9 protein-coding genes are annotated in these 12,915 nt (G+C 62.1%); 7 read left to right on the top strand and 2 right to left on the bottom strand.

All coding sequences use genetic code 11. The features are described 5' to 3' along the window. Window positions 1–21 precede the first annotated feature (21 nt). The gene (locus tag H6678_03700) at window positions 22–1,377 is read left to right on the top strand and encodes a hypothetical protein (protein MCB9472898.1); all 1,356 of its coding nucleotides are present in this window, start codon (window positions 22–24) and stop codon (window positions 1,375–1,377) included. A 256-nt stretch (window positions 1,378–1,633) separates the two neighbouring features. Further along, window positions 1,634–3,559 carry a hypothetical protein gene (locus H6678_03695; GenBank protein MCB9472897.1) on the top strand — a complete coding sequence of 642 codons (1,926 nt, stop codon included), beginning with the start codon at window positions 1,634–1,636 and terminating at the stop codon, window positions 3,557–3,559. A gap of 113 nt (window positions 3,560–3,672) precedes the next feature. On the opposite strand, the gene H6678_03690 is transcribed toward H6678_03695, so the two are convergent. Together H6678_03690 and H6678_03685 are read right to left on the bottom strand one after the other, a co-directional pair. Then, on the bottom strand, window positions 3,673–5,073 hold the full coding sequence (locus H6678_03690; GenBank protein ID MCB9472896.1) for a hypothetical protein: 1,401 nt from the start codon (window positions 5,071–5,073) through the stop codon (window positions 3,673–3,675). A 479-nt stretch (window positions 5,074–5,552) separates the two neighbouring features. Next, window positions 5,553–7,043 carry a hypothetical protein gene (locus tag H6678_03685; GenBank protein ID MCB9472895.1) on the bottom strand — a complete coding sequence of 497 codons (1,491 nt, stop codon included), beginning with the start codon at window positions 7,041–7,043 and terminating at the stop codon, window positions 5,553–5,555. A gap of 455 nt (window positions 7,044–7,498) precedes the next feature. On the opposite strand from H6678_03685, the gene H6678_03680 reads away from it, so the two are divergent. The 5 genes from H6678_03680 to H6678_03660 all read left to right on the top strand — a co-directional run bounded on the left by H6678_03680 (window position 7,499) and on the right by H6678_03660 (window position 12,912). Further along, window positions 7,499–8,275 (top strand): RNA methyltransferase, encoded by a 777-nt coding sequence (locus H6678_03680; GenBank protein ID MCB9472894.1) that lies wholly within the window; start codon window positions 7,499–7,501, stop codon window positions 8,273–8,275. A 932-nt stretch (window positions 8,276–9,207) separates the two neighbouring features. Continuing rightward, window positions 9,208–10,596: a tRNA (N6-isopentenyl adenosine(37)-C2)-methylthiotransferase MiaB gene (miaB, locus tag H6678_03675; GenBank protein ID MCB9472893.1), complete on the top strand. Its 1,389-nt coding sequence runs from the start codon at window positions 9,208–9,210 to the stop codon at window positions 10,594–10,596. A 167-nt stretch (window positions 10,597–10,763) separates the two neighbouring features. Further along, window positions 10,764–11,144 (top strand): LapA family protein, encoded by a 381-nt coding sequence (locus H6678_03670; protein ID MCB9472892.1) that lies wholly within the window; start codon window positions 10,764–10,766, stop codon window positions 11,142–11,144. Beyond that, window positions 11,141–12,268, top strand: coding sequence for a tetratricopeptide repeat protein (locus tag H6678_03665; protein ID MCB9472891.1), 1,128 nt, complete (start codon window positions 11,141–11,143; stop codon window positions 12,266–12,268). The genes H6678_03670 and H6678_03665 overlap by 4 nt, the downstream gene beginning before the upstream one ends. Next, a complete protein-coding gene (locus tag H6678_03660; protein ID MCB9472890.1) occupies window positions 12,265–12,912 on the top strand; it encodes an SPOR domain-containing protein in 648 nt (215 codons plus the stop codon). The genes H6678_03665 and H6678_03660 overlap by 4 nt, the downstream gene beginning before the upstream one ends. Window positions 12,913–12,915 lie beyond the last annotated feature (3 nt).

Raw genomic sequence — 12,915 nt, 5'->3', positions numbered from 1 at the left:
TGCCCCTGGACTGCGGGTCTGATGTATTGCGTTGTCCTGCTTCTCGGCATTGCCCCTCCAGCCAGTCTGGCTCATGGAAAAAGCTGCATCCTGGAACCACCCAGCGCGCGGCCGCTGCTGCAGCTTGGCGCCTGGCAGGAGCAGCTGGACTCGCCCGACGGACATTTCGTGATCCATTGGAACAGTTCCGGCGACAGTGCCAGCACCGGCGCCACGGCCCAGGCGGTTCTCGAGGGCCTGCTGGCTGCCGCCCGCATGTACCACGACAGCCTGGGTTACGCCCGCCCGCCCGCCGCCGAAGGAACGGCCGTGCCTGTCTTCCTGCAGCCCCAACCCGCAATGGGCGCAACCCAGCCCCAGAACCCCGTGGGCAATGGCTACAGCAGTTCACTGTTCCTGGACCGAAGTTTCGCCCGCTGGGGAGCCGATTCACTGGGACTGGCGAGCCTGACGGCGGCTCACGAGTACTTTCACGCCGTACAGTTCGGCAGCGGATTCTTCGTGAGCAACCTGGCCTTCTACGAAGCCTCGGCGGTCTGGGCCGAAGACCGGGTCTATCCCGCGCAGGACGACTGGGTCACGCGGTATGCTCCTTCCTTTCTGGCCGACCTGAGCCTGCCGCTGGACACCTTCAGCGGTGTGCGACACTACGGTGCGGCGGCCGCGCTCAAGATCCTGCTGGCCAGCCAGGACGGACCGGAGGACCTGAGACTGACCCTGCAACTGGCGGGACAGCACCACGCCTGGCCTTTTCTGCTGTCCCTGCGCAGCGATGCCAACACGGCGTTGGCCCACATGCTGGCGGAACTGCTGCATGCGGGCTCGCGGGTGAGCCAGGGCGCTGGAGTTCCCTCCTTCCCCGAGCTGGGGGCGTTGCCCGAGGTGGATCGTCAGCAGTTTCCGATGCAGTACGACGGTGCTGGACTGGCGCCTCTGGCCTCGCTGATTCTGCGGCCCGGAACGCCATCGAGTGTGCTGCAGACCGCGCTTCCTGTATACGCACTGGACTGGCCCAGCTGGACACCTGCTGTGGTGGCCGCCGACCAGTGCCTGCCTCTGGGTGCTGATGATCTGCTGCTGATGCCCAATCCTGCCCCGCTGTCATGGCTCGAACTGATCCAGCTGGAGGCCTGCACTCTTCCGGAACCCGGCTTCTCGGTGACCTCATTGGGAAACCCGTCGCGGATGCGGATCACGGTCGAGGAAGGTCCTCTCGCACTGGGACTGTACACGATTCTGGGAACACGGATTCCCGACTGGAGCCTGCACCTCGACCGCGGTGTCTTCGACATTCCTGTGCCGGGGCTGGCCTCCGGTTCCTACCTGTTGATCGCCCTGCCCCATGGCCCTGCGCGCCGGGTGCTTGTGGTCAAGTGACCGTCCTGAACGGACCTTCCTGATTCAGCAGCCTGGCGCGGCGCCCCGGAAGGGTTGGCGGAGGCGCATTGACTGATAATCTTCGGGCGACTGTTTTTTGATTGTCTGACAGAATCGACAGAGCGACTTTCCCGACCGGATTCTCACTCCCCACAGCTTCGAACCCAGCCATCAGAGCAGCCTGGCGTCGGCGGCATGTTGTCGCGCAACCGGCGCGATCCCCAGTCTGCCGCATCCGGCATGAAAGGAATTGGACATGGCCCTGCATTCTGAGTTCCGTCATTGGGTCGCCCCGTGGGTGTGCCTGTGCCTGTTTGCCCCGTTGTCTGGGGCGAGCCAGACCGACTCGCTGGCACCAGCGGACGCGCAGGCACTTCGCACGATTGCGGACCTGCAGCTGAATTCTCTGGGAGAACTGCTGGATCTGAGCTGGCCGGATACGGCACCCTGCTATCAGGTCTTCAGTTCCGCGGAGCCCTACGGGGGCTACACGGAACTGCCCGACCCTTGGCTGTACGGCAATGAAGACGGTCGCATGCACATGCTGGTCCAGACAGCTGACTCGACCCGGTTCTACCGGGTGGCCGTCAATGAGCCGCCGGTGGCGCTGGTGGCGGAAGCCCAGATTGATGTCTACATCAATGATCCGGTCATCGTGTCGGGAGAGCTCTGCCAGGACCCTGAGGGGCTCCCCCTGCGTTACGATTGGCGATTGAACGGACTCCCATATTCCAGCGCGCAGGACCTTGTGCTGGCCGCAAGCCCTGTCGAGCAATTCCTTGAATTTGAACTGACGGTCAACGATGGCTGTCAGGACAGTGCCCCGGTCACGGTCCAGGTAGAATGGCACCCACTGCCATTCAGCAATGGCTTCTGTCTGTCACCAAACGGAAATGACAGCAATCCGGGAACCCCCGAGCTTCCCAAGCGCAACCTGGATGCCGCCTTCACGGCAATCCAGGCGGATCCTCAACGCAACATCGTCTACATGGAAGAGGGGACGTACAGCTCACCGGCCAATGGCTTGATTTCCAATGTGATCCTCGCGGGTGGTTTCCATGATGGCTTTGACGACACGGACTGGCAGAGTCATGAGACGATCATCCAGGATTCATTTCAGGGGCTGCACTACTGCGGGTTGCTGGGTGATGGTGTGAGCAATGTCAGCCTGAACCGTCTGACCATTCGGGCATTCCAGCCCAATTCGGGTGATCCTCGCAATCGAATCGCCATGATCCTCCTCCAGAGTGATGTGGATTTCAATCACTGCAAGATTGTGGCTCCTGACGCCGGAAACGGTTCCCCCGCTGGCGCTCCCGGTCAGGATGGAAACAATGGATCACGCGGAGCCGATGGCCAATCGGGATGCGAAAATGGGTTTTTTCCACCGTCGTGTGATCACTGCCCACTTCCCGAGGGAGGGAATGGGGGTGGCGCAACTGGGGGCGATGGCGGTGTTCCGGGCTGGGGGCCTGCCGCGGGCGGCCCCGGTGACAATGGCGCTGGCGGCGCACCGGGTGGGTCCGGTGGCAGCCCCGGAGCGAACGGCGCGCATGGAACGCCTGGTAGCCAGGGAGGAGATGGCGCGAACGGCACACCTGCCGGTATTGGCCTCTTTTCCGCCTCACGCTTCGGTTTCCATCCTTCCGCCGGTGGCACAGGGGCCAACGGGACGGATGGCCGCGGTGGCGGAGGAGGTGGCGGAGGTGGTGGCGGCAGCGATGGCTGCTGGAGCTACGGAAGTGGCGGCGGTGGCGGTGGTGGCGGCGGACAGCCAGGAACAGGCGGTCAGGGTGGAAAGAGTGGTGGTGCGAGCATTGCCCTCTACCTTGTGGATTCCACAGTCCAGATCGCGAACTCGACCTTGCTGGCTGGCTCGGGGGGGGCACCCTCGCTGGGTGGCTCCGGGGGTGCCGGGGGAGCTGGGGGACTGCCCGGCGATGGCGGTGCCTGGGATCATGGAGCAGGTCAGGATGATGCCGGCATCGGTGGCAACGGTGGTCGCGGTGGAGCTGGGGGAGATGGCGGTGCGGGTGGCAACGGGGCTGGCGGTCATTCGATCTGCGCGGTCAGCATCAACAGCACGATCCTGTCGGACAATCTGACCTACCTCTTCCAGCCTCCGGTACCGGGTGGTCCCGGGGCTGCGACCGGACTCAGCCGGGGCATCCTGATTCCCTGAGCTCTGGATGCACGGGACTCTGCAGCAACGAAAAGGGGGCCACCCGGCTGGGTGACCCCCTTAATATGTCGCACGGGGCCGGAGACTCGAGTCGATTCCCGGCCAGCCTCACCTCAAGGGCAGACCGTGCAGAGAACGGGCATTTCGGCCAGCAGGATCTGCGCTGTCACGGCCCGATCGGCGTTGACCGGAACGATCACGAAAGTCATCACGCCATCGCAGGGCGGTTCGTAGAAGTTGATGCCAAACGACTGGGCCAGGATGTAGTCCACGTGGCACGTGCTCCAGGTTCCCACGATACTTTGGGGCAGGTTGTTGTCCACCAATGACCAGATGGCAATCTGGACATCCAGTGCACTGATTGCTTGGTTGTCACAGGATGCGACCTGGCCCTGGAAGTGCTGGTTGAGAATCCAGTTCACTCGGTCGAGAGTCGTGGGATTCTCGATCAGACCCGTGGGAAGGTCTTCGTAGCTGGAGTACAATTCGGCCTGGTAGGTCTGATTGCCATTGATTCCAAAGTCGGAGTCGAGGCACCAGCCATGCCAGGGACCTTCCAGGCCGGGTATATCCGTGTTGCCCAGGGTGAGACTGGGGAAGTACGAGGTGTAGCCCAAGAGATTGGGGTTGGTCACGCTCACGGTCACCAGGCCGTCCTGGCCTTCAACGGCGGCCAACAGATCCACAAGCCCGTTGAAGTCGGGGCCTTCCACACAATCCACGGCACAGCCACGCACTCCGCAATCGCCATCGGAATAGTCACCGCTGACCACGGCGTGCGCCACCACGTACAGTGACCCGGCCAGGTCATCCACTTCGATGGTGTACTCCTGAAGGCCCCCGGCGAAGTTTTCTTCGGGGTAGGGGAACTGGCCCGGGGCGGCCGTGAAGCGGTTGCGATGATCGCGGGGCAGTGCTTCCGAGCCGACCCAGAGGTGGATTTCATCAAGTTCGTAGCTGCCGCAGGTGATGTAGCTCACCATGGCGGTACCGTCGAAGTAGTCCACGAAGACCTCTCCCACGAGGGTGCCGGCTTCGATGTTGCACTGCCCGGCACCGGCGTACAGGTCGAAGGCGTAACTGCCTTCATCGAGCGGGCCGTTGGTCCAGCCCCAGCGGTTGATCGAGTTGTTGTTGCAGCCATCATTCAGCTCGTCGAAACACTGGCGCACGTCATCATCGCAACTGTAGGCGAACGCCGTTTCACCATCATTGTTGCAATAGCCGCCTCCGCCACCACCGTTGTGTCCACCGGAATGCCCACCGGAATGACCACCGGAATGACCTCCACCACCACCGCACTGATGTCCATTGCTGTGGTTGCCGCCCCCGCTGTGACCACCGCCGTGGTGTCCGCCACCGCCATGGCCACCTCCGCCACCGTGTCCGCCACCACCTGCAAGTTGGGCCCCCTGATCGCTCAACGGTGACAGCGCACCTTCCTGTGTGCTGTCGCAGGCCGCCAGCATCAAGGCCACACTGCCCGCAAGCAACAGGACTGAAACTCGGTTCATGGTTCGCTCCTCATGATTGAATTGGACAAGACGCCGGTGCCGCGCCCCACAATATGCCGTCGCCCTCGGGCAGAGAGGGTGACGGATATTGAATGGGACCGGGATTTCACAGCCTTGCCGGTTTTGACTGAGCAAAGTGCATGCCATACAGAACAAGAGCATCGTTATCGGGGGCAGGGTTTCGGAATGGGGGAGTGGGCAGCTTTGTGTTGGGTGGCTCCCTGCATGCCTTTCTCTGGCACCATGCAGTCTGAAGCGAGGAAGCGAATTGGATGAAGCAGGGGTTGGAGAGTCGTCGTGTTCAGTCTGTGCCTTTTCGGTCGGAAATGCTGATCAACCAGGGGACTCAGGAGACCCGGGCTTCATGCCGTTGAAGGAGTACTGGGGGCCTGAATGCAGCGAGGCCGCCCTGGATGGGCGGCCTCGCATATCAGACGGTCCGGTTCGTATGCACCGGGTGCATCACGCACCGGGCAGGATCAGGGGCATTCGGTGCAGATCACCGGGATCTGGGCCAACAGGATCTGGGCCGGGGAGCTCACGGGCACCAGGATCACGGTCATGATTCCGTCACAGGCCGGCTCGTAGAAATCGATCGTCGAGGCCAGGTCCAGGATGTAGCTCACGTGGCAGGGATTCCAGGTGCCGAAAGTCGTGGGCACATTGTTGTCCACCAGGGTCCACAGGGCACGCTGCACATCCAGCGCGCTGATCGCGGCGCCCGAGCAGGGGGCGATCTGTCCCTGGAAGTTCTGGTTCAAGATCCAGTTCACGCGATCCAGCGTCTCCGGGTTCTCGAGAATTCCGTTGGGCAGGGTTTCGTAGCTCGAATAGAGATTGGCTTCGTAGTCCACGCTGGCGGTGATGGGCAGGTCGGAATCCATGCACCAGCCCAGCCAGCTGCCTTCCAGCGAGGTGCCTTCTGCATTGCTGATGGTCAGCGTGGGGAAATAGGCCGAGTATCCGAACAGCGAGGGATTGCTCACGGACACGGTCACGGTGCCGTCCAGACCTGCGGCATCTTCCAGCAGCTGGTTCAGTCCAAGGAAGTCAGGACCTTCCACACAATCCACGGCGCAACCGCGCACACCGCAGTCGCCGTCGGAGTAATCACCGCTCACCACAGCGTGGGCCACCACATAGATCAGGCCGTCAAGGTCGTCCACCTCGATGGTGTATTCCTGCACGTTGCCGTCGAATTCTTCCACCGGATAGGGGAACTGGCCGGGAGCCGCCGTGTAACGATTGCGATGATTGCGGGGCAGCAGGTCGTCACCCACCCAGAGGTGGATTTCGTCCAGCATGTAGCTGCCGCAGGTGATGTAGCTCACCATGGCGGTGCCGTCGAAGTAATCCACGAAGACCTCACCTACCAGGGTGCCCGCGTCGATGTTGCACTGGCCGGCTCCGGCATAGAGGTCGAAAGCATAGCTTCCCTCGCTCAGTGCGCCATTGGTCCAGCCCCAGCGATTGATGCCATTGCCGCAGTTGTCCTGGATTTCGTCGAAACACATGCGCACATCGTCGTCGCAGCTGTAGGCAAAAGCTGTCTCGCCATCATTGTTGCAGTAACCGCCGCCGCCACCGTGGTTGCCGCCGCCGTGGTGGCCACCGCCGTGATTGCCACCGCCATGGTTGCCGCCACCACCGTTGCATCCTTCGCTATGGCCGCCGGAGTGGCCACCATGGCTTCCGCCGTTGCCACCACAGGAATGTCCGTTGCCATGGTTGCCGCCACCGCCATGGTTGCCGCCGCCACCGTGGTGGCTGCCGCCACCGTGGTGGCTGCCGCCACCGCCGTGGTTTCCACCACCACCGCAGCCATTGCCGCCACCACCGTGGCTGCCTCCGCCGGCAATTTCTGTACCCTGGTCACTCATGGGCGACACGAGGGAAGTGTTGGAGCTGTCACAAGCCACCATCAGGGCAGCAAAGCCACCGACGCAGAGCAGTACGGAAAGTCGATTCATCGTGATCTCCTGGACTATTGTTCGTTTTCCCTTTCCTGAACAGCGACCCTTACCGGCCAGCGCACCGAACTGGCAGGACCCGTTCTTTTGAACAAGCCTTGCCGCCATGTGTGCTTTGAATGCGGGGTCACCGTCTGACAGCATTGGCATTCGCAATCGGTGTGCCGTTTTGTCAAAAATAGCAGCGTTCCTGAGTTTGGGCCGTGAATCTGTGCGTTGTGTCGAGCCAGATGGTTGTTTTTACTGGAGAAGTCAAAAGCGACAGGTTTGTCGATTTTGGAGATCAGCTTTGATTCAAGGGGAAGAAGTGTCCGCTGAACAGGTCGGCAGTGTCAGATGTGTTCAGAATTAGACAATATTGGCAATGGTGGGCTGGAGAGCTTCAAGGCTTGCTGGGTTTGCTGTCTTTTCATCTATTGGCACGCTGGCCTGGAACCAACGGGTGGCTCCGAGCCATGTACCCAGCTTTGAGAAATCTGGAGGGGGGGCATCTGGACCTGAAAGCAGAACTGGCGGCCTGGCTGGAAACCTTGCTGAGTCCTGAACGTCTGGCACGCATCGAGCGGGTGCTGGATCAGCGCACGCGCAAGGTGACGGTCGTGTTGGAAGACCTCTACAATTGGCAGAACGCGAGCGCAGCACTTCGCAGTTGCGAGATCTTTGGACTGCAGGAGGTGCATACGATTGAAAATCGCTTCGAATTCAGGCGCAATACCCATGTGGACCTGGGCAGCAGCAAATGGCTGGAGCTGATTCGGTGGGCAGAACCCGGTGGCGGAAACACCAGGGCCTGTCTGGAATCACTTCGTTCGCGTGGCTTCCGGATCGTGGCCGCCAGCCCGCACACACCGGCGATGGCTCCCAGTGAGCTCGAGCTGGATCAGCCCCTGGCTCTCTGCTTTGGAACTGAATTGGAAGGATTGAGCCCCGAGCTGTTGGAGCTGGCCGATGCTCGAGTCCAGCTTCCGATGTACGGCTTCACACGCAGTTTCAATGTCTCGGTCAGCGTGGCCCTGTTGTTGAACGAGGTGATTGGCCGATTGCATGCCGGTGAGTCCACCTGGCAGTTGGAGGCTGAAGACCGAACCCAGTTGCGCATGCAATGGATGCGGAAGTCCATCACACATCAGCAGGCTCTGATCCAGGTCTGGCTGGAGGAGCGGGGCCATCCGGTTGATTCCATCGATCCGCTGCCCGAAGACATGCCGGACCGGGGCCGCCCACGTTCCTGAGTTGTTCATCGATGGCACAACAGGCAATCCCTGGGCAGGATCTTCCCCCTGCGCCGCCCAGAAAGTCGCCCATGCATCTGAAGAGCCACCCAATCTGTACGGCCATCGAATCTTGGTCGAGTGCAAGGGCACCCGAAGAGCCAACCTTGCTTCCTGCCAATCTGGTTGATATCAAAACGGACACGCAGGTGCCACGGAGAAGTGTCAGCAGGAGAGCCACCCACGGAGCCACCCGAGGTGTCGCCATGGGAGCCACTCGCACGGAGTCACGTCCGGAGCCACCCGAGATGTCACCCAGGAAGCCAGTCATGGAGCCACCCGAGGTGTCACCAACGGATCCAGCCATGGAGCCAGCCATGGAGCCACCACGGAGCCACCCGAGGTGTCGCCATGGGAGCCACTCGCACGGAGTCACGTCCGGAGCCACCCGAGATGTCACCCAGGAAGCCAGTCATGGAGCCACCCGAGGTGTCACCAACGGATCCAGCCATGGAGCCAGCCATGGAGCCACCCACGGAGCCACCCGAGGTGTCGCCATGGGAGCCACTCGCACGGAGTCACGTCCGGAGCCACCCGAGATGTCACCCAGGAAGCCAGTCATGGAGCCACCCGAGGTGTCACCAACGGATCCAGCCATGGAGCCAGCCATGGAGCCACCCACGGAGCCACCCGAGGTGTCGCCATGGGAGCCACTCGCACGGAGTCACGTCCGGAGCCACCCGAGATGTCACCCAGGAAGCCAGTCATGGAGCCACCCGAGGTGTTACCAACGGATCCAGCCATGGCGCCACCCACGGAGCCACCCGAGGAGTCATCCGGGTGGGCCCTACCGGAGCCACTTCCGGAGCCACCCGACCACAGCGCCACCTTTGTGCCTTGCTGGGCTTTCACTATATAAATGCCCCGTTTCCGCACAGCACCCAGGGAGATCCATGCCGCACTCGCTCAAGGTTTACATCGAAACCTATGGCTGCCAGATGAACGAATACGATTCCGAGCTGGTGGCCAGCCTGCTTGAACAGGACAGCCATCGCCTGGTGCCCACTCTGGATGATGCGGATGTGGTGTTGGTGAACACCTGCGCGGTGCGCGAGAACGCCGAGCAGCGGGTCTTTGCGCAACTGGCCCGCTACAAGAAGGCCAAGGAAGCCCGCTCCGGAGACATGACCATCGGAATCCTGGGATGCATGAGCCAGCATCTGAAGGAGAGCATCACGGCGGCCCATCCCTACGTGGATCTTGTCTGCGGGCCCGACCAGTATCGCCAGTTGCCAGCTGTGATCCGCGACCTCACGGTCAGCCGTGAGCAGCAGTACATCCTGATCAACAAGGATCGCACCGAGAACTACGACCAGATCTACCCGGCCCGCAAGACCGGGGTGAATGCCTGGGTCACGGTCATGCGCGGTTGCGACAATATGTGCAGCTTCTGCATCGTGCCCTTCACCCGTGGGCGTGAACGCAGCCGCAGCATCGCCTCGGTGGTGGAAGAGTGCGTGAAGTTGGCCGGGGAGGGCTTCCGCGAAGTCACCCTGCTTGGGCAGAATGTGAACTCATACAAGGATGGCGACCAGCAATTCGCCGACCTGCTTCAGGCGGTCTCGCACGTGGATGGCATCGACAGGATTCGCTTCACCAGTCCGCACCCCAAGGACTTCAGCGACGCCATGATGGACCAGATGGCCCACAACCCCAAGGTCTGCAAGCACATGCACCTGCCCATGCAGGCCGGCAACGACCGGGTACTGGATGTCATGCGCCGACACTATACGCACGAGGAATTCGCCCAGCTGGTACAGCGTGCCCGCGAGCGGGTCCCCGGCATCGGGTTCAGCACGGACATCATCGTGGGTTTTCCCACCGAGACAGCCGAGGAGTTCGAGGATACGCTGCGGCTCGTCGAGAAGGTGCGCTTCGAAAGTGCGTTCACCTTTGAGTACAGTCCTCGCGAGGGTGCGCCCTCGGCCCGCTGGGAGGATGATGTGACGCCCGTGGAAAAGAATCGACGCCTGAGGGAATTGGTGGCCCTGCAGCAGAGCATCACCATGGAAAAGGCCGCCGAATGCGTCGGCCGCAGCTTTGAAGTCCTGCTGGAAGGCCCCAGTCGCAAGCAGGATTCCGAGCTGGTCGGACGCAGCAGCTGCAATCGGGTGGTGGTCGTGCCCGAGGACCCGCGCTGGACCGAAGGCACTCTGGTCACGGTGGCCGTGGACCGGGCTGTCAACTTCACCCTCAAGGGCTGTGTCACGGCCGTTGAAGGAATCCCTCTGGAACGCCTTCCCGCCGACTGGAAACCCCGTCCCAGGCGTGCACGCGCCTGAGAGTGCGCCTGTCGGGCAGTCCGGGAGGCGGTTTCACCTGCGTCCGCGCTTTCGTACTTTGCCGCCCGTGAAACAACCCGCGGTCGCCGGTGGACGCAAGTCTCCGGCGGTCTTCCCGAGCCCGCGGGGTCGGATTTCTTCCCAAGCATTTCCGGAGGTCTGCCACCATGTGGTTTCTGCGCTGGTTCGTGACCTTTTTGGTGCTGCTGTTCTGCGTCTGGTTCGCCACGGCGAATCTGGATCCGGTGGGACTCAACAATCCCTGGAGTGGTCAGTATCACACCATGCCCGTTGCCGTGCTCGTGCTCGGTTCGATCGCCACCGGCATCGCGATCTGGGGAGTGGTTTCCTTCTTCGCCAGCCTGGGGCTGCGCAGCGAAATCCGCACTCTCAATCGCCGCAACCGGGAACTGAAGAGCGAACTTACCCGGCTGCGCAACATGAGTGTTCTCGAAGACCACGAACTCTTCGGACCGCTTGACGAACGTGATGCAACATTCCCGGGCGCCGGGGGCGCGGATTCTCGCCAGCAGGGAGCCGACCGATGACCTCCTTCCTGTCCCTGATCATGCTGGCCATCGTTGCCGCAGCCCTGTATGTTCTATACCGGATGTTCGAGAACCGCAGCAGTCGGCCGAGCCACGACCACTACGTCGATGGTCTGGACGCCATGGTCCGCAAGGACTATCGCGAAGCGGCCCAGTGTTTCCGCCAGGCGGTGGAAGCGGACAGTGATCACGTACTGGCCTACGAGAAACTGGGCAATGTATACCGCGAACTGGGTGACATCCGTCGGGCGGCCAAGATCCACCGTGATCTTACCGTGCGGGCGGGGCTGGCTCCCGACCAGCTGGCCAGGATCCAGTTGAGCCTGTGTGACGACCTGCTGCTGCTCGATCGCCCCGAAGAAGCTCGTCAGGCCGCTGAGAAAGCTGCTCAGGCCGACAGGCGCAACATTGCCGTGCAACTGCGCCTGCTTGAACTGAATGAATCGGCGGGTCGCCTTGAAGAGGCCATGGCCGCTCTCAAGCGGGTCGAAACTCTGGGTCAGCAGGACCTCAAGGAAACCCGTGCACGACTCAAGGTCGGTCTGGCCCTTCTGCAGATCCAGACCAACAAGGGACGCGCGGGACGTGTCCTGCTGAAGGAAGCCCTCAAGGATCATCCCCGGTGTTTCAAGGCGATGCTGCTGATCGGTGATTCCTACCAGATCGAAGGCCGCATCGAAGACGCCCTGCAGGCCTGGGAGCGAATTCCCTTTGAGGTGCCTGAAGAAGGCTGGCAGGTGTTCGAACGCATCGAGAAGGTCTACTTCGAGAATGGACGTTTCGGGGATGTGGAGTCCCTGTACCGTCGCGTGATCCAGAAATCCCCCGAGAATCCGGACGCCTGGGTGGCTCTGGCGCAGTTCTACGAGCGCAAGGGCGAACTTGAACAGGCCGTCACACTGTGCCGCGAAGGGCTTGAGAAGACAGGACGCAGCATCGACGTTGCCCGGATGATGATTCGACTGCTGGGCCGCAAGGGCGACAGTCGCGAACTGATCGTGTTCACGTCCCAACTGGTTGAGCGCCTGATGGAAGGTTCCCGGCAGGAACGGCGCAAACGTGCCGTCCCGCGTCCGGCAGGTGCCGAGGCAAGCTCTTCCGATCCGGAATCCGTCGAAGAGTGATCACAAGACACCACTGGGGCTCGTTCTTCGGGTACCACGGGGCCGGGCTTCTGCCCGGCCTGTTTGTTTTGTGCCTGCTGCTGGCCGCGCCGGCGTGCAGCGCCTGGAGCGAAGCCGACTGGCTGGCGGGCAGATTGCCCGAGTCGGGCGAGACCGTGATACCCAAGGATGCGGAAGGTCTGGTCCGGGCCGTCCGCCTGGGCGACCCGCGCGCCATGCTGTACGCCATCCGCAGTCTCGACCGCGAGACAACCACGGCTTGGGTGCGCCGCGAGGCGCTGTTGCTGATCCTGCAGCACTTCTGCATCACGGATGCTCTGGACTCGCTTGATGTGCGCCGACGGCAACTCCACGATCTGTACGGTCTGGTCTTCGCCTGCGCTGGAGATCCCGGTCTGGCGGTCGTGCCCGACACGCGCGTGCACTGGTGTCTGCAGCTGGGTGCTTTCTCGAGCAAATCCAATGCGTCCCGCCTGCTGAATCGTCTCAAACACGAAGGGCAATCCTTGCGGGTTGTGGAAGAAGGGGGACTCTTCCGGGCGCTGGCAGGCAGCTGGGCCAGTGAAGAAGAAGCACAACGCATGGCCGCGGACTGGAAGCGGCGCGGTCTGATTTCCGAGTGCTCGGTTCGGGAGGAGCCGTGACCC

The sequence above is a fragment of the Candidatus Delongbacteria bacterium genome, assembly GCA_020634015.1.
Classification (GTDB): Bacteria; CAIWAD01; CAIWAD01; order CAIWAD01; family CAIWAD01; genus JACKCN01.
The sequence above is the reverse complement of the archived record's forward strand: the minus strand, read 5'-3'. Positions and strand labels throughout refer to the sequence as shown.